The sequence below is a fragment of the Bacillus cabrialesii genome (assembly GCF_004124315.2).
GTDB lineage: Bacteria > Bacillota > Bacilli > Bacillales > Bacillaceae > Bacillus > Bacillus cabrialesii.
Genome location: NZ_CP096889.1, coordinates 3,914,234 through 3,931,835, shown reverse-complemented (window position 1 = coordinate 3,931,835; position 17,602 = coordinate 3,914,234). Strand labels below are relative to the sequence as shown.

Annotated in this window: 17 protein-coding genes, 1 pseudogene and 3 riboswitches; of the genes and pseudogenes, 8 read left to right on the top strand and 10 right to left on the bottom strand. The window is 47.2% G+C overall.

Features of this window, described 5'->3' with window-relative positions; genetic code table 11:
• The first annotated feature begins 1 nt into the window (after position 1).
• The 3 genes from EFK13_RS20085 to EFK13_RS20075 all read left to right on the top strand — a co-directional run bounded on the left by EFK13_RS20085 (position 2) and on the right by EFK13_RS20075 (position 3,219).
• Complete coding sequence (locus EFK13_RS20085; protein WP_129507142.1) at positions 2-2,062, top strand: catalase; 2,061 nt, start codon at positions 2-4, stop codon at positions 2,060-2,062.
• Between the two features lie 49 nt (positions 2,063-2,111).
• Positions 2,112-2,414, top strand: a complete 303-nt coding sequence (locus EFK13_RS20080; protein ID WP_129507143.1) for a protein YxiS — start codon at positions 2,112-2,114, stop codon at positions 2,412-2,414.
• Between the two features lie 130 nt (positions 2,415-2,544).
• A complete protein-coding gene (locus EFK13_RS20075) occupies positions 2,545-3,219 on the top strand; it encodes a DUF3298 and DUF4163 domain-containing protein (protein ID WP_129507144.1) in 675 nt (224 codons plus the stop codon).
• A 39-nt stretch (positions 3,220-3,258) separates the two neighbouring features.
• Here EFK13_RS20075 and EFK13_RS20070 read toward each other — a convergent pair whose 3' ends face one another.
• Complete coding sequence (locus EFK13_RS20070) at positions 3,259-4,452, bottom strand: NupC/NupG family nucleoside CNT transporter (protein WP_129507145.1); 1,194 nt, start codon at positions 4,450-4,452, stop codon at positions 3,259-3,261.
• A gap of 127 nt (positions 4,453-4,579) precedes the next feature.
• Positions 4,580-4,681: riboswitch (purine riboswitch) on the bottom strand.
• A 367-nt stretch (positions 4,682-5,048) separates the two neighbouring features.
• Between EFK13_RS20070 and EFK13_RS20065 the strand changes: the two genes are divergently transcribed.
• The 5 genes from EFK13_RS20065 to EFK13_RS20045 all read left to right on the top strand — a co-directional run bounded on the left by EFK13_RS20065 (position 5,049) and on the right by EFK13_RS20045 (position 9,661).
• Complete coding sequence (locus EFK13_RS20065) at positions 5,049-5,909, top strand: methyltransferase domain-containing protein (RefSeq protein WP_129507146.1); 861 nt, start codon at positions 5,049-5,051, stop codon at positions 5,907-5,909.
• A gap of 150 nt (positions 5,910-6,059) precedes the next feature.
• Positions 6,060-7,478 carry a GntP family permease gene (locus EFK13_RS20060; protein ID WP_129507147.1) on the top strand — a complete coding sequence of 473 codons (1,419 nt, stop codon included), beginning with the start codon at positions 6,060-6,062 and terminating at the stop codon, positions 7,476-7,478.
• A 23-nt stretch (positions 7,479-7,501) separates the two neighbouring features.
• Positions 7,502-8,218, top strand: coding sequence for a CoA transferase subunit A (locus EFK13_RS20055; protein ID WP_129507148.1), 717 nt, complete (start codon positions 7,502-7,504; stop codon positions 8,216-8,218).
• Positions 8,215-8,871 (top strand): 3-oxoacid CoA-transferase subunit B, encoded by a 657-nt coding sequence (locus EFK13_RS20050; protein ID WP_129507149.1) that lies wholly within the window; start codon positions 8,215-8,217, stop codon positions 8,869-8,871. Before EFK13_RS20055 ends, EFK13_RS20050 begins: the two co-directional genes overlap by 4 nt.
• 16 nt (positions 8,872-8,887) lie before the next feature.
• Positions 8,888-9,661: a 3-hydroxybutyrate dehydrogenase gene (locus EFK13_RS20045; RefSeq protein WP_129507150.1), complete on the top strand. Its 774-nt coding sequence runs from the start codon at positions 8,888-8,890 to the stop codon at positions 9,659-9,661.
• Between the two features lie 54 nt (positions 9,662-9,715).
• Here the strand turns inward: EFK13_RS20045 and EFK13_RS20040 are convergent, their stop codons facing one another.
• From EFK13_RS20040 to EFK13_RS20005, 9 genes and pseudogenes are all read right to left on the bottom strand, one after another.
• Positions 9,716-10,852: a 5-methyltetrahydropteroyltriglutamate--homocysteine S-methyltransferase gene (locus EFK13_RS20040; RefSeq protein WP_129507151.1), complete on the bottom strand. Its 1,137-nt coding sequence runs from the start codon at positions 10,850-10,852 to the stop codon at positions 9,716-9,718.
• 77 nt (positions 10,853-10,929) lie between these two features.
• Positions 10,930-11,036: riboswitch (SAM riboswitch) on the bottom strand.
• A 68-nt stretch (positions 11,037-11,104) separates the two neighbouring features.
• Positions 11,105-12,238 carry a 5-methyltetrahydropteroyltriglutamate--homocysteine S-methyltransferase gene (locus EFK13_RS20035; protein ID WP_129507152.1) on the bottom strand — a complete coding sequence of 378 codons (1,134 nt, stop codon included), beginning with the start codon at positions 12,236-12,238 and terminating at the stop codon, positions 11,105-11,107.
• Positions 12,239-12,321: 83 nt separating this feature from the next.
• Positions 12,322-12,428: riboswitch (SAM riboswitch) on the bottom strand.
• Between the two features lie 66 nt (positions 12,429-12,494).
• The gene (locus EFK13_RS20030) at positions 12,495-12,983 is read right to left on the bottom strand and encodes an LURP-one-related/scramblase family protein (protein WP_129507153.1); all 489 of its coding nucleotides are present in this window, start codon (positions 12,981-12,983) and stop codon (positions 12,495-12,497) included.
• 151 nt (positions 12,984-13,134) lie between these two features.
• Positions 13,135-13,412 (bottom strand): annotated as a pseudogene (locus EFK13_RS20025) (hypothetical protein).
• A gap of 277 nt (positions 13,413-13,689) precedes the next feature.
• On the bottom strand, positions 13,690-13,815 hold the full coding sequence (locus EFK13_RS21130; protein WP_283107566.1) for a hypothetical protein: 126 nt from the start codon (positions 13,813-13,815) through the stop codon (positions 13,690-13,692).
• Positions 13,816-13,917: 102 nt separating this feature from the next.
• Positions 13,918-15,150, bottom strand: coding sequence for a peptidase T (gene pepT / locus EFK13_RS20020; RefSeq protein ID WP_129507154.1), 1,233 nt, complete (start codon positions 15,148-15,150; stop codon positions 13,918-13,920).
• A 49-nt stretch (positions 15,151-15,199) separates the two neighbouring features.
• The gene (gene yxjL, locus EFK13_RS20015; RefSeq protein ID WP_129507155.1) at positions 15,200-15,856 is read right to left on the bottom strand and encodes a two-component system response regulator YxJL; all 657 of its coding nucleotides are present in this window, start codon (positions 15,854-15,856) and stop codon (positions 15,200-15,202) included.
• On the bottom strand, positions 15,843-17,063 hold the full coding sequence (locus EFK13_RS20010) for a sensor histidine kinase (RefSeq protein WP_129507156.1): 1,221 nt from the start codon (positions 17,061-17,063) through the stop codon (positions 15,843-15,845). The genes yxjL and EFK13_RS20010 overlap by 14 nt, the downstream gene beginning before the upstream one ends.
• Positions 17,064-17,080: 17 nt before the next feature.
• Positions 17,081-17,554, bottom strand: coding sequence for a DUF1453 family protein (locus EFK13_RS20005; protein WP_129507157.1), 474 nt, complete (start codon positions 17,552-17,554; stop codon positions 17,081-17,083).
• Positions 17,555-17,602: the final 48 nt, after the last annotated feature.

Sequence of the window (17,602 nt, the reverse complement as noted above, 5' to 3'; positions counted from 1 at the left end):
CATGAGTGAAGATCAAAACAAACGTGTAAATGAACACTCAAAGGACGAGCAGCTTGAGCAGTACAGGGTTGATAACAGCGGGAAGAAAATGACGACAAACCAAGGCTTGCGGGTGTCAGAGGATGAGCACTCATTAAAAGCCGGGGTTCGCGGTCCGACGCTGATGGAGGATTTTCACTTCCGGGAGAAAATGACGCACTTTGACCATGAGAGGATTCCGGAGCGCGTTGTGCATGCGCGCGGGTATGGCGTGCATGGATTTTTTCAGGTGTACGAGCCGATGACCGAGTATACAAGGGCCAAATTTCTTCAGGACCCTTCAGTGAAGACGCCGGTATTTGTCCGGTTTTCAACGGTCGCGGGCTCTAAAGGCTCCGCCGACACGGTGCGGGACGCCAGAGGCTTTGCGACGAAATTTTATACTGAAGAAGGAAACTATGATCTTGTGGGAAATAACATTCCGGTGTTTTTCATTCAGGACGCGATCAAATTTCCGGATTTGGTTCACGCATTTAAGCCTGAACCTCACAATGAAATGCCTCAGGCCGCGACCGCTCATGATACGTTTTGGGATTTTGTCGCCAATAATCCTGAGTCTGCTCACATGGTGATGTGGACGATGTCTGACAGAGGCATCCCTCGCAGCTACAGAATGATGGAAGGCTTCGGCGTTCACACGTTCCGTTTTGTCAATGAACAAGGGAAGGCGCGTTTCGTGAAATTCCACTGGAAGCCGGTGCTCGGCGTGCATTCTCTTGTATGGGATGAAGCGCAGAAAATTGCCGGGAAAGATCCCGATTTCCACCGCCGCGATCTGTGGGAAACGATTGAAAACGGCGGCACGGTTGAATACGAGCTCGGCGTGCAGATGATTGATGAAGAAGATGAATTCAAATTTGATTTTGATATTCTTGACCCGACCAAGCTGTGGCCGGAAGAGCTTGTACCGGTCAAGATCATTGGGAAAATGACGCTGAACCGCAACCAGGATAATGTATTTGCGGAAACAGAACAAGTCGCATTCCATCCGGGAAACGTCGTGCCGGGCATCGATTTTACAAATGACCCGCTTCTGCAGGGACGGCTTTTCTCTTATACGGATACACAGCTGATTCGTCTTGGCGGACCGAACTTCCATGAGCTTCCGATTAACCGGCCGGTATGTCCGTTTCATAACAACCAATACGACGGCTATCACCGGATGACGATCAATAAGGGGCCGGTCGCTTATCATAAAAACTCTCTGCAAAACAATGATCCGTCGCCTGCGACAGCCGAAGAAGGCGGCTACGTCCACTATCAGGAAAAAGTCGAGGGCAAAAAAATCCGCCAGCGAAGCGACAGCTTCAACGATTATTATTCACAGGCGAAGCTGTTCTGGAACAGCATGTCTCCTGTTGAGAAGCAGCACATCATCTCTGCTTTCTGCTTTGAGGTCGGGAAGGTCAAAAGCAAGGACGTGCAGCGGCAGGTCGTTGACGTCTTCAGCAACGTGGATGCAGGCTTAGCAGAAGAAATCGCCAAAGGAGTAGGCGTAGCGCCGCCGGCAAAACGTAAAGCGTCTAAAGAAATTCTGACCTCACCCGCGTTAAGCCAAGCCCGTACAGTGAAAACAGCATCAACGAGAAAAGTCGCCGTTCTCGCCGGAAACGGATTCGATGGAAAAGAGCTTCAAATCATGCTGGATGCCTTAAAGCAAGAAGGGATCACGGCGGATATCATCAGCCAAACGCTGGGGTACATCACAAGCGGCATCGGACAGCAGCTTGAGGTTGGCGGCACATTCCTGACGGCTGATTCTGTTCTGTATGATGCCGTCTATGTCGCAGGAGGACCAGCGTTAAAAGACAACAAACAAGCGATGGCGTTTATCAGTGAAGCCTACAATCACTATAAGACGATTGGCGCGGCAAATGAAGGAATGGACCTTCTTCAGTCAGCTGTAGGGACAACAGAAGGTCCGGGCATCGTGACTGCTAAAGATGAAGCGGACTACACCGCCTTCAGCAAGGCGTTTATCGAGGCGGTCGCCGCTCACCGCCATTGGGATAGACGAATTTGATCCGCTCCTGTATCTTAAAGGAAGATACTTTTCATAAGGAGCATGACAGATGAACGAAAAACAGCTCGCTGAAGCTTACGAACGCGATGAAAATATGATGATTTTGGTGTTTGCCCAATGGTGCGTGAACAATGATCTTGATCCGCTGGAGCTGTACGCCAAAGCGTATCCGCAACAAAAGCTGAATGAAAGCTTGAAAAAAACCATCGACGAACTGGCCGTGCCGAAACACGAATCCGAGCACATTCCGGACCAGACCGTCATTGCGGTGTTAGAGATGTTCGGAAATACCGATTTGGCTCAAGCGGTTCACGAAGCGATTTCTGAACGTAAACAGGAAAAGAGACATTGATTGTCTCTTTTTTTATTGGGGAAAATCGAGCTGTTAGACCTAGAAACTTCTTTTGATTTGATCAGTCTATTAAAGTGTACCTTGCTTAAAAAAGGGAATGATAAACAATGACATCAAAGGAGGAGATCGTGTGAAATGGAATAAGATGCTGAAAGCCGCGGGGATTGCGGTTTTGCTTTTTTCTGTATTGGCATATGCGGCCCCATCTTTAAAAGCGGTTCAAGCGAAAACACCGACTGTCAGCAGCCATACATACAAAAAAATCAAGGAATTAAAGTATCCACAGGTGCATCACATCGGGAATGTTGCGTTTGAAAGGAAAATCAATCAAGAGCTGAAAGCCTACATTGAACAATCGTATCAAGAATACCTGAAAAACAAAAAAGCAGGCGAACAGCAGGGCTTCAAAACGGAGTATCAAACATCCTTCAGCGTCAAATTCAATGCGGCAGGCAAGCTCAGCATTCAAACGCTCAATTATATATATTCAGGCGGCGCCCACGGTTTAACGTCTGTTCAGTCCTTCAACTATGACTTGAAAGCACAAAAGCGGGTGACACTGAATCAGATTCTGAACACCAAAACAAAAGTCAGCAAAACGAAAGATTATCTGTACACCTATATTAAAAAGCACGATGAGCTGTTTTTCCCTGATGTAAAGAAAGAGGATATTGCCCTTAACAAAGACACAATGTTTTATTTTACGAAAAACGGAATCGCCATCGTCTTCGGCCAGTATGACTTGGGACCTTACGCAGCCGGAATCCGGGATGTGCAGGTGCCAGCCTCTATTTATCAATCATGAAAAGAGCCATATCCGAAAAGGGATATGGCTGCAATGTTTCTACCACACAAACAGGCCGACAATCGCAGCGCTGAGTAAAGATACCGCAATTCCGCTGACGAGCAGCTTCCACACGTTTTTCCCGATGACCGTTGACTTTTCGCCGTCAAGGATCGAGTTGTATGTTCCGTAAATCATGCCGACCGTACTGAAGTTGGCAAATGACGTCAGGAATGTCGTCGCTACCGCAACTGTGTGAGGCGGAAGTGATTTGAGATTGTCTTTCAAGTCAAGCATCGCAACAAACTCGTTTGTCGCCAATTTCATTCCCATCAGCTGAGCGACGTACATCGCATCGTGTACCGGCAGCCCAAGGAGGAATGCGAACGGACTGAAGAGATAAGCAAAAATCGTCTGGATAGTCAGGCCATGTACGAAAACGCCAAGAATGCCATTGACGGCTGACGTTAACGCGACATATCCGATCACCATTGCCAAAATGACGATCACCATGTTCATGCCGACAAGCATACTGTTAGAAATCGTAGAGAAAAAGTCTTTCTTCTCTTCTTTAGGCGGTGTATAGATGATATCTTCATCCTCCGGCACGTGAACAGGGTTCAGCAGGTTTGCGATAATCAGCGCGTTTAAGCAGTTCAAAGGAATCGCTGTAAACACGTATGTCGCCGGCACCATTGACAGGTAAGACCCAATAATGGAGCCGCTTATGCTGCTCATGCTCATTAAGCCGAATGTAAGCAGGCGGTTGTTGTTTAATACCGTAAGCTGCTGGCGGATGACCGCAAGTGCTTCTGTATTTCCAAGGAACATCATTTGAATAGAGAAAAAGCTTTCTAATTTCGGCAAGCGGGAAGCCTTTGAAATCACCCATCCGATTTTATCAATCAGCCAAGGCAAAATACCGAAATAGGTTAAAATATCAAAGAATGTGACGATAAAGATAATTGGAAGAAGTGCACTAAAGAAAAAGTCTACTGTTTCATTCGCCATGACAGACGGGAAGGCAAACGCGATACCGTCACTGGCGCAAGCAATCAGCCAAGTGAAGAAATCACCGATTTTTCCGATGGCCCAGCTCCCGACTTTTGTTCCCAGCATAAACCAAGTAATCAGCAATTCCAGAACAATTAACGTCATGATCGGGCGCCACTTGATTTTCTTTTTCTGCGGAGAACATAGGAATACAACTGCCATAATCACAATGAGACCGACAAGGTTTAATAAAAAGTACATGATAGCAACTCCTATGAGGTTTATTATGGAAACAAAAAAAGCCCTCATTCTTCACAAATTCTGGAAATGCAGAAAGTGTGAAAAATAAGAGCAAACAGAAAAGAACTTGTCCTTTTCAACTCGTTCAAATTTATTCAAACTTTCTTGTAGTCTAGTTTTTTACGGTTACTAGGTAGAAACAATCAGACCATATTACTGATCATATACAAGAATGTCATTTTTCTAAGTTGATAGCAGTATTTTATCCTTTCATTTTTTGAAAATCAACCTTTTTAACTATTTTCACAATAATAAAATTTATATTTTGAAATGAAAAAATAAAGGAAAAACATGCTGGATTGCTATGTTGATATGATGTTGATGGCGCCAAAAGCGATAATTTGGTTTCAGCTTCCGGAGATTTGTTGTATCATGTTAACGGGGAACACCCATACAGCAAAAAGGGAGTTTTTTTCATGATTATCCAATTCATTCGTTATAGATAATGACAGGTATAGACAATCTGCCAGACCTGGCCAATTTTTTTGAAAGACCCAGGTTTATTTGTCTATGCCTTTTTCATTTATCTAAAAATGAATGAATGAGGTGTTTTTTACATGAAACGAACAGCTGATGTAAGCCAATTCGCGCCCATGTTTCGATGCCCGCTCTGCGGTTCTTCCATGGATGCGGCATTAGGAAGAAGCTTGATTTGTACAGAACGAGGACACGCATTCGATTTTTCTCGGCACGGATACGTGAATTTCCTGACGAAGCAGGTCAAAACGGGTTACGATGCCGGGCTTTTTGAAGCGAGGGGCAGGCTGATTGGAGAATGTAAATTTTTTGAGCCGCTCCATCACACCATTGCAGAACTCATCAGTCAACCCAAGTCTGGTGAAGAGGCTTTTACCATCTTGGACAGCGGTTGCGGTGAGGGTTCTCATTTGAATGCGCTTTGCGGGTTTGATTATGCAGGGAAAACAGCGATGGGAACCGGCATCGATCTTTCGAAGGATGGGATCTTAAAAGCTTCTAAGGCATTCAAAGATCAGATGTGGGCGGTTGCCGATGTGGCGCGTGCTCCCTTTCATGACCGTCAATTCGATGTTGTCCTGTCTATTTTTTCGCCGTCCAATTATGCAGAGTTCCATAGACTGCTGAAGGATGATGGCATGCTTATAAAAGCAGTGCCGCGAAGTGATTATTTAATAGAATTAAGGCAATTTTTATATACTGATTCACCAAGGCGCACGTATTCCAATGCGGCTGCTGTTGAGCGTTTTACAGCGAATGTTGAACAAAGCCGCCATGCGAGGGTGCGCTATGTCAAAACGCTTGACCGGCAAGCGATACATTGGCTGCTTAAGATGACGCCGCTCGCCTGGTCGGCGCCAAAAGACAGAGTCAGCCTGCTGAAAGAGATGAAATCAGCCGAAATGACGGTTGATGTCGATATCCTAATAGGCATGAACTGAAAGAAAGAGGAAAGCTCCGAAAAAAGGAGCTTTCCTTTTTTATTCGGAATAGTTGGCCCACTCTTCCCGTACATATGAAAAGGGGATGGAAACAGCCGGCGCGGAGTAATTTTGTAAACGCTTTCCGACTCGTGGAAATGGGGGATGTGTGTGGAGCTGATCATCATTTTATTGGCGTTAGGCTTGCTGATGTTTACGGCGTATCGTGGATTTTCTGTCATTTTGTTTGCGCCGATTTGCGCGTTATTCGCGGTGCTGCTGACTGACCCAAGCCATGTGCTTCCTTTTTTCTCATCGATTTTTATGGAGAAGATGGCGGGATTTATTAAGCTGTATTTCCCGGTATTTTTGCTCGGTGCGATTTTTGGAAAGGTTGTTGAAATGTCCGGGCTTGCGGCATCGATTGCGAAAACGATTGTCAGGCTTGTCGGGGCGAAAAGAGCGATATTTGCCATTGTGCTGATGGGCGCGATCTTGACTTACAGCGGCGTCAGCCTGTTTGTTGTCGTGTTTGCCGTATATCCTTTTGCGAAAAATCTGTTCCGAGAAGCAAACATACCGAAACGCCTCATCCCGGGAACGATTGCTTTAGGGGCTTTTACGTTTACGATGGACGCACTTCCGGGGACGCCGCAAATTCAAAATGTCATCCCGACAACGTTTTTCAAAACAGACATTTATGCCGCTCCTTGGCTTGGCTTGATCGGCGCAGTGATTGTGCTGGCAGCGGGCATGCTCTATTTGGAGTCGAGGCGGAAAAAAGCGCAGTCAACTGGCGAAGGCTACGGCGGTTTTGATTCGGAGAATTCGGCTGCTCGTGAGACGTCTGCGTTCGCGGCCGAACCTGACAAAAGCCCGCTTCAGCATGCGCTTGCCTTTGTTCCGCTTATACTCGTAGGTGCAATGAATAAATGCTTCACCATATACCTCCCAAAGTGGTATCCGAACGGATTTGATTTTTCGTCAATCGGCTTAAAGGAGTTTGGCAAGCTTGATCTTTCTGCAGCGGCGGCCATTTGGTCGGTGGAGCTCGCTTTGGTCATTGGCATTATCACAACGATTTTATTTGATTGGAGAAGAGTATTTGCCCAAATGAAGGAGGGGCTGAATGAAGGGATCGGCGGCGCCTTGCTGGCATCTATGAATACCGGCGCCGAGTATGGTTTCGGCGGCATTATCGCCGCGCTGCCGGGATTTCATAAGCTAAGCAGCGGAATTTCGCACACCTTTACCGACCCGCTGATGAATGGCGCCGTCACGACAACGGCGCTGGCTGGAATCACCGGGTCGGCTTCAGGGGGGATGGGCATTGCGTTAAGCGCGATGTCGGAACAATACTTGCAGGCGATTCAGGCTTACAATATTCCGCCGGAAGTCATGCATCGTGTTATCTCGATGGCATCGGGAGGCATGGATACGCTGCCGCATAATGGCGCCGTCATCACGCTGCTGGCCGTGACGGGACTGACTCACCGGCAATCATATCGGGATATTTTTGCGATCACGCTCATTAAAACGGCTGCCGTATTTGCTGTGATTGCGGTTTATAGCTTGACGGGTCTTGTGTAGAAGAAAACGAAAGGGGCGTCAATATGGGAAAAGTGCTGTCATCAAGTAGGGAAGCTGCGGAACTGATTCATGATGGGGATACGCTGATTGCGGGAGGATTCGGGCTGTGCGGCATTCCTGAACAGCTCATTTTGGCGATAAGAGATCAGGGAGCAAAGGATTTAACCGTTGTCAGCAACAATTGCGGAGTTGATGACTGGGGGCTTGGTTTGCTATTGGCTAATAGGCAAATCAAGAAAATGATCGCATCCTATGTCGGTGAAAATAAAATTTTTGAGCGGCAGTTTTTAAGCGGAGAACTTGAGGTCGAGCTTGTTCCCCAAGGAACGCTCGCCGAGAGAATTCGTGCAGGCGGCGCGGGCATACCGGGGTTTTACACGGCGACAGGTGTCGGCACCTCAATAGCTGAGGGAAAAGAACACAAGACGTTCGACGGCCGGCCGTATGTGCTGGAGCGAGGCATTACCGGCGACGTCGCGATCGTCAAAGCGTGGAAAGCGGACACCATGGGAAATTTGGTTTTTCGGAAAACGGCGAGAAATTTCAATCCCGTTGCCGCCATGGCAGGCAAAATCACGATTGCCGAAGCGGAAGAAATTGTGGAAGCGGGAGAGCTCGACCCGGATCACATTCATACGCCGGGGATTTACGTGCAGCATGTCGTGCTTGGCGCGAGCCATGAAAAACGAATTGAAAAACGGACAGTTCTGCAAGCGTCGGGAAAGGGGGAGGCGAAATGAAGGAAGCGAGAAAACGAATGGTCAAACGGGCCGTACAAGAAATCAAGGATGGCATGAACGTCAATCTTGGGATTGGAATGCCGACGCTTGTCGCAAATGAAATACCCGATGGCGTTCACGTCATGCTTCAGTCGGAAAACGGCTTGCTCGGAATCGGCCCGTATCCTGCGGAAGGAACGGAAGATGCGGATTTGATTAACGCGGGAAAGGAAACGATCACTGAAGTGACGGGCGCTTCTTATTTTGACAGTGCCGAGTCATTTGCAATGATAAGAGGAGGGCATATCGATTTAGCTATCCTCGGCGGAATGGAGGTTTCTGAAAAGGGCGATTTGGCCAATTGGATGATCCCCGGGAAAATGGTCAAAGGAATGGGCGGCGCCATGGATCTCGTCAACGGGGCGAAACGGATCGTTGTCATCATGGAGCATGTCAATAAGCACGGCGAGTCAAAGGTGAAGAAAACATGCGGCCTTCCGCTGACAGGCCAGAAAGTCGTGCACAGGCTGATTACAGATTTGGCTGTGTTTGATTTTAATAACGGCCATATGACACTGACTGAGCTTCAGGAAGGCGTCACAATTGAAGAGGTTTATGAAAAAACAGAAGCTGATTTCGCTGTTAGCCAGTCTGTGCTCAAACAAAATTCTTAGTGGGAAGGTGTTTGACATGAACAAACAAGTCGCCTTGGTGACAGGGGCAGCCGGCGGAATCGGTTTCGAAATCGCAAGGGAATTCGCCCGTGAAGGCGCCAGCGTCATTGTTTCGGATCTCCATCAGGAAGCGTGTGAAAAGGCCGCCTCTAAGCTTGCCAAAGAAGGCTTTGACGCAGCAGCCATTCCGTGTGATGTGACAAAGGAAGCGCAAGTCGCTGGTACGGCGGACGCCATCCAAACACGATACGGCCGCTTGGATATTTTGGTGAACAATGCCGGTATTCAGCACGTCGCCCCGATTGAAGAGTTTCCGACAGAAACCTTTGAAAAGCTGATCAAGGTTATGCTGACAGCGCCCTTCATTGCGATGAAGCATGTTTTTCCGATCATGAAAAAGCAGCAGTTTGGCAGAATCATTAATATCGCGTCTGTTAATGGCTTAGTCGGCTTTGCGGGGAAATCCGCTTATAATAGCGCCAAGCACGGCGTCATCGGGCTGACAAAGGTCGGGGCGCTGGAAGGCGCGCCCCACGGCATTACAGTCAACGCGCTTTGTCCGGGTTATGTCGATACACAGCTTGTCCGCAATCAGCTGAGCGATCTTTCGAAAACGAGAAATGTCCCTTACGACTCCGTACTTGAAGAGGTCATTTTTCCGCTTGTACCGCAAAAACGACTGCTTGCCGTCAAGGAAATCGCGGATTATGCGGTGTTTTTGGCGAGCGAGAAAGCGAAGGGCGTCACAGGGCAGGCTGTCGTTCTTGATGGCGGCTACACCGCTCAGTAACATAAAAAAACACACTTGCTCCTGGTCGGGAGTCAAGTGTGTTTTTTTCTTTGCTTATTTCCAAACATCGTTAGCGATCTCAACCACATGGCGGAGCTTCGCCCATTGCTGTTCTTCCGTCAGCTTGTTGCCTTCCTCAGTTGAAGCGAATCCGCATTGAGGGCTGAGGCAAAGCTGGTCTAAGCTCACATAGCGGGACGCTTCTTCGATACGGCGTTTCACGTCGTCCGGATGTTCAAGCTCGCCGAATTTAGATGTCACTAAGCCAAGGACAAGCTGAAGATCAGAGCGCTTCACATAACGGAGCGGTTCAAATCCGCCTGAGCGTGAATCATCATACTCTAGGAAAAGCCCGTCCAGATTCAAGCCGTCAAAAATGGTTTCGGCTGCTGCGTCATAGCCGCCTTCCGCTGTCCAAGTGGACTGGAAGTTGCCGCGGCAAATATGCATTGTTACCGTCAGGTCATCCGGACGGTCTGCAATCGCGTCGTTAATCGATTTCGCAAACAGCTGGCGAAGCTCGTCGGGCGTTGTTCCGAACGCTTCGATTTGTTTCAAGCCTTTATCTGATAAGAAAACAGCCCATGCCGTATCATCAAGCTGGAGGTAGCGGCAGCCTCTGTCATAAAATGCTTGAATCGCTTTTTTATATGCTTTGGATACATCATGCTGGAAAAGTTGATAGTCGCTTTTGTATGCATCCTTTTCCAGTTTTCCGCGGAAAAACAGCATATTCGGGCTCGGGATCGTCATTTTTGGCGTCGCGTCACCGGCAATGCTATGGAGAAATGAGTAATCTTCAAGCATTGGGTGAGTTGAAAAGTCGATATCGCCTGTGACTTTAATGCCGCGTGCTTTTGTCTGTACGTTATGGAATTGAATCCCTTGCTCGGGTGTAAACGGCTCAACGCCATCCAGGTTTTCCAGGAAATCGAAGTGCCACCACGCTCTGCGGAATTCACCGTCTGTCACGACGTTTAGGCCGGTTTCCTTCTGTTTTTCCACAATACGGATGATTTCATCGTTTTCAATTTGGCGAAGCTGCTCAGCCGTAATTTCACCGGCCGCCTTTTGGAGCCGCGCTTTTTTGACGGGCTCAGATCTCAGCAGGCTTCCGACTTGATCCGCGCGAAACGGCGGTTTTTTTCTTTGAAGTGATTTTTGTTCTGCGGGTGTTGTTTGTTGTGACATGTTGTCCATTCCTTCTTTCCATTCGAATATAAAAAAGCTCTTCCTTTGGATAAGGAAGAGCTTGCGTGACAATCTCAACCTTATCTTCAAGAGCAATCATTGCTCTAAAGGATTTAGCACCATTCTGTTAAACAGCGGTTGCCGGGTATCGCAGGGCCAGTCCCTCCACCTCTCTTGATAAGGAAAACCTTTTTATGAAATTTTCTGATAGTATCTATTATTCACACTTTTTCTATTTCTGTCAATGATAGATTATCTCCACACATCATTGGCGATGTCGATGACATGGCGCAGTTTTGCCCATTGTTGTTCCTCTGACAAAAGATTGCCTTCTTCGGTGGAGGCGAAACCGCACTGCGGGCTGAGGCACAGCTGATCAAGACTGACAAAGCGCGCCGCTTCATTGATTCGGCGTTTCACATCCTCAGGATTTTCGAGTTCGCCGTATTTTGAAGTGATCAAGCCAAGCACAATTTGCAGATCCTTGCGCTTCACGAAACGGAGCGGATCAAAATTTCCGGAGCGGTCATCATCGTATTCCAAGAACAGGCCGTCCAGGTTTAAGCCGTCCAAAATCGTTTCCGCTACAGCGTCGTAGCCTCCTGATGCCGCCCAAGTTGAACGGAAGTTGCCGCGGCAAATGTGCATCGTGATTGCTAAATCATCAGGCCGGTCTGCCACTGCATCGTTAATCGTTTTGGCGAACAAGGCAGGCAATGTTTCTGGATCGCCGCCGAGCGCCCGAACAACCTCTCTGCCTTTTTCCTCAAAGAAAAGAGACCATGACGTATCATCAAGCTGAAGATAGCGGCATCCGGCGTCATAAAAGGCTTTGATTGCTTTTTTGTACGCTTGGGCCAGATCATGAAAGTATTCCTCTTGATCGTCATAAACCCCTTTATCCGCCTTTTCACCGAAAAACAGCATATTCGGGCTCGGAATCGTCAGCTTTGGTGTCGCGTCGCCGGCAATCTTATGTAAAAATTGATAATCGGCAAGCGCTGGGTGGTTCGTAAAATCAAGTTTTCCCGTCACTTTGATGCTGCGTGCTTTTGTTTTCGCGTTATGGAACTGAATTCCTTCAGCCGGGATGAATGGTTCCACTCCGTCAAGCCCTTCCAAAAAGTCATAATGCCACCAAGAGCGGCGGAATTCCCCGTCTGTTACCACCTCAAGACCGATTTCTTTTTGTTTTTCCACAATGCGGGTGATTTCTTGATTTTCGATATCACGAAGCTGTTCCGCTGTGATCTCGCCGGCCGCTTTCTTCTGCCGGGCTTCTTTGACCGGAGCGGAGCGCAGTAAACTGCCGACATGATCGGCGCGGAAAGGTGCTTTGCGTTGTTTTTCTGTTTTTTGTCCTGTAAGACTTGTTTGTTGAGCCATGTCATTCGCCTCTTTTCTGAAATGTGTTGAGCATAAAAAAGCTCTTCCTTTGTGTAAGGAAGAGCTTGAACGATCAAATCTCCGCCTCATCTGCAAGAACGCAATGTTCTTAAGGATTTAGCACCATTCTGTTTGAAACAGCGGTTGCCGGGTATCATAGGGCCAGTCCCTCCACCTCTCTTGATAAGGTATATCTTCATATTCAGGTTTCAATTATCTTAATATTATTACTTTTGGATCAATTGTCAACACTTTTTTAGAAAATACTTTCATCTTCATCGTCATATAATACCATATCCAGCACGATAGCGATGGCCGTGCAAATCAGCACATCTTCCTCGTTTGCTATCTGCAAATGATAGGAATCACCCCAACTGAGCCACTTCTTGCTCACTGACATCCGGACATTCTCCCCGTCCGTCAGCTGGAATTCATCCTTCCACAAGTCGCCGTCGACTTCCCAGTTGAGCTTGGAAATTTCAAACTTTGGTTTGAAGAACGTTAATTTCTTCGTCACCTCACAAACCGTTTTCCCGCCAATTGAAATCTCGTATCGCGGCAAAAATGACATCACTTTTTGCTCAATGGAAACGAGCGTTTTTCCGGATGTGTCTGCCAATTGTAATGAGTCCCCTAACGAAAAGAAACGCCCTTCGACCTTGAATCTCTCTTGTTCATCCCGGTCATAAATGTGAAATGCATCTTTAAACGAGAACATTTTTTGTTTCATAAATAAATCGATCATTGCTGAAGTCTCCTTTTGAATTTGCCTTTAAGAGATTACGGACAGGCGGCAAAAAGGTTTCACGTTCCAAATCCAGTGGTCAGAGAACAAATGTCTCTAACATGAAAAAAAGGCTGCATTGTTCAGCAGCCTTTTCGTTTGAAATATAGGGTTAGGATAGATGCATCCGGCGTTTTTGGCGGATGGCGTCAAGGTCGATTAGGTTGTTGTGATGAGGTGCGGCTGCTGGCAGAGGGCTTGTCTTTTGCGGTTTGCGGCGATTGTCCTTGCTGAAAGAAAAAAGAAGATAGCCGCATAATGCGATGATAATAAATAGGATCATTTTACATACCTCCCAAAAAAGTTTTGGTATTCTCTATTGTACGGATAAATTGTCAAAAAGTATTCAAAAAATTCTAAATCAATGAAAAATAAATTACTGCCCCTCAAAAACAGTCTAACCTGATGACCTGAAAATAGTCTTACATTTTGGTGATTGTTCTTGCTGATGATTGGTTCTATAGTTACTATCGACAATAAAATAAATTCCTTTATATAACTTTTAACCTAAAATTTAATCATTCGAATTACCTGTTTTTGGGTTTTGTTTTCTTGCTTTTTTGGTTTATACCCTTTTTTCAGGAATTGAACACAAAAAACCCAAATTACGGAGCATTTGGGCGGTACAAGAGAATATGGATTGTGTTTTGGGGATTTGGATGACGGATCAGAAGAAGCGTTTGAACATTTTTCTGATTTTTTGAAATGGGCTCGATTTCTTTTGCATTTTAAGCGGCCTGGTCATGATCCATTTTTTTAATAGACTCTTTGCGGCTATCGCTTGCTTTGTCATTGTTTTTCCTCCTTATCGGTTGATACATGTTTTACGGAGGAGGTATTCAAAATGTTTCGTTTTTACACCAAAAACCAGTCCTTTTTGGACTGGCTTTTGGCATTACGCCTGCTCTTCAAACAGCTTTGCAATCTCAACGATGACGTTTACGGCTTTGACCATGTTGTCGGCCGAGATGTATTCAAATTTGCCGTGGAAGTTTTCTCCTCCGGTAAAGATGTTTGGCGTCGGGAGTCCCATGTAGGACAGCTGGGAACCGTCCGTGCCGCCGCGGATTGGAGAAATCTTCGCTTCGATGCCGAGGTTTTCCATCGCTTGCTTGGCAATGTTGACGATTTCGATGACAGGTTCGATTTTCTCTCTCATGTTGTAGTATTGATCGTTCATATCAAGCTGAATTCGGTCTTGTCCATATTCATTTTGAAGTTCTTCTACGACGCGCTTCATCGTTTCTTTTCTGCTTTGGAAGTTATCTTTATCAAAGTCCCTGATAATGTAATGGAGTTTTGTTTCCTCTACATCTCCTTGAATTGAGAGCAGGTGGTAGAAGCCTTCGTAGCCTTCTGTATATTCGGGCGCTTCGTCTGTCGGCAGCAGGCTGTTCAGCTTCATTGCGATTTTCGCAGAGTTGATCATTTTCCCTTTTGCCGTGCCGGGATGTACGTTGTTGCCTTTGATTGTGATTTTTGCGGCCGCGGCATTGAAGCTTTCGTATTCAAGCTCGCCGAGCGGGCCGCCGTCAACTGTGTAGGCAAAGGACGCATTGAACCGTTTTACATCAAATTTGTGCGGTCCTCTTCCGATTTCTTCATCAGGCGTAAAGGCGACTCTGATCGCGCCGTGCTTGATTTCAGGGTGTTTGATGAGGTAATCCATGGCTGTCATGATTTCAGCGATGCCGGCTTTATTATCTGCGCCGAGAAGGGTTGTGCCGTCTGTGGTGATGAGTGTGTGGCCCTTATAGCCGGGCAGCTCCGGAAATTGATCTGGCGACAGGATGACCTGCAGCTGTTCATTGAGAACAATGTCTTTTCCATCGTAGCTTTCAACGATTTGCGGGTTCACGTTTTTGCCGGTAAAGTCTGTGGCGGTGTCGACGTGGGCGAGAAAGCCGATTGTCGGCACGTCTTTTTCAGTATTGGAGGGAAGAGTCGCCATGACATAGCCGTTTTCATCAATGGCTGCATCCTGCATGCCGATTGATTTCAATTCATCAACGAGCATGTTTCCTAACGTCAATTGGCCGGGTGTGGAAGGGCAAGTGTCGACGGATTCATCGGACTGTGTGTCGACTTTTACGTATGTAGTAAAACGTTCAATGATTTCTTCTTTCATTTCCAATCATCTCCTTTGTCTTATTTTATCATGGCGGGGTGAGCGATTTCTATTGCACAATACCGTTTCGAATGGCAAAAACGACTGCCTGTGTCCGGTCTTGGGCGTTGCATTTTTGCAGGATGCGGTGCACGTGGGTTTTCACGGTGCTTTCGCTGACGAAAAGCTTTTCAGCAATATCTTCATTTCTCAGCCCGTAGGCCATTTGCTGAAGAACCTCGAGCTCTCTTTTGGTAAACGGCTCTGCCGGTGCTTCGGCTTGAGTTTGCTGCTTCGAGCGAAATGTCTCACTAATGATTTTAGCAGCTGTTACGGTGCGGAAAATGGCTCCGCCTCTGGCTGCGGCGCGGATGGCGTCTATTAATTCTTCAGGAAGTGTATCCTTCAGCAGATAGCCGACCGCGCCCGCGCGGATACCTTCAAACACATATTCCTCCGTATCAAAGGTCGTTAAAATGACAATCTTTGTATCTGGAAGTGCGGTTATAATGTCTTTCGCCGCTTCGATGCCTGAGCAATGCGGCATTTGGACATCCATAAGGATGACGTCGGGTTTTGTTTGTTTTGCCAGTGCAATAATGCCGTAACCGTCGCCGGCCTCACCGGAAACCGCCATATCCTGCTGTGCATTGATGACATAGCGGAAGCCTTCGCGCACAAGCGGCTGATCATCGGCGAGTGCGACGCGTATTTTATCTTTGTTCATCTTTTTGCTCCTTATTCGTTATCGTGAGCGGCAGTGACAGCTCAATTTGCAGGCCGCTCGGCTGCACTGCGCTGAGAGACAGGGAGCCGCCTGCTTTTTCAGCGCGCTCTTTCATTCCTGTCAGCCCAAATCCGCAAGTAAGATGGCCGGTGAATTGTCCGTTGTCGGTGATTGTGAAATAGAGATGGGTCTCGTCGTTCGATATGACGGCAGCAGCATGGGAAGCGTGAGCGTGACGAATGATATTGGTCAGCGCTTCCTGCAAGATGCGGTAGATCGTTTCGCTTATGTTTTGTGGCCAAGACTCTTCTGACAGGCCGGCAGTGTCTAACGAAACGTGCAATCCGCTCCGCTCCTCCACTTGATGAATAAGCCCCCGCAAAGCGGTAAGACCGACCATCGATTCACTTCGGCCCATTTGGTGAACGACAGACCGCACTTCTTGAAGGCATTCTCTGGCGACACTCAGTACATTTTGAATGACTTTTTCTGAATCCTCCTCGCTGCTTTTCAGGATATAGGGAAGAGATTGAAGCTGAACAATCACAGAAGTCAGCTCATGGCCGATGCTGTCATGAATGTCGCGGGCAATTCTTGTACGCTCCTCAAGGACTGCGTACCTTAAAGAAAGAACAGAAGCCTCCTGCAGCTCTGCGTGGGCTTTCTGAAGTTCTTCATGCGCCTGCTCCAGCTGCACATGCATTTTCGCCAATTCAGCATGACTCCGTTCAGCCTCTCTTCTCGCTTCTCGCCTGAAACGCATGGAGGAGAAAAAGACGTAGAGTCCGATCATGATTGAAATGTTGCTGACGATATCGTCCCAGCTGCTGTCAAAAACAAAGTGCAGAAAGAAAACGTTGCCTCCAATTAGGCATACCGCACAGATCAAGGACAGCCGTGCAGGAAGCTTTATGGCCGCATACACCATTAAAAACACGATTAAGAAAAAGGCGGCTCCTTGCTCATGGCCGGAAACAGCCCAAAGATAAACGGTCAGGAGCCAAAGCCCGATGAATATGCTCAAATGAACAGCAGCGGATGCCACATAGGGAATGATCCAAATGATTGCTAAGTACACCGTAAACACAAACGCTATCAAAATAGGATCGGTTCCGGATGGGTGAGATAAAAATTGTATGCAATTCAAAATGAGAATAAGGCTCGGCACAAGTTTCTTGTAGTGCCGAGCCGGAGATTGTCGGTTCATGCTGGTCCTTCTTTCAGTTATTGAATGGATACTTTGCCAGCGGTCAGCCGTCTGTAAGCTTTGTAAAGCATGATGTTGCGTGCTGTGATGGTGCCGAGGGGAATGAAGAACATAGAATGAATAATGGCAATGAAAATCTCGTTGCTCTCAGGCAGCCATACTCTCGCAGCCATCCGCAAAGAAAGTATCACTAGAATGAGGATAACACTTCCGAAGGAGCCGCGTGAAGTGACCTTTGCGGTTTCCGGGTGAAGCCGCACGTTTACCATCTTCCCGATGCCAAACCCGCAGGCCAGCCCGATCAGTAATAAGATGCCGCTGATCGCCACGTGTAAAGCTGAATGAAAATATGCCGGCTGAAATGATGCTGATACGCCCCATAACAGCAGAAGCGGAATGATCAGCAATTTTCCGGGCCTCACCGTTCTCTCCCGGTACATCGATAAAATAATAAGAATAAAGACAATAAAAATATATGGGCTCATCGCCATGTCATCAAATCCTTTCTGCATTAAGCATAGCGAAAATTGGAAAGGAAA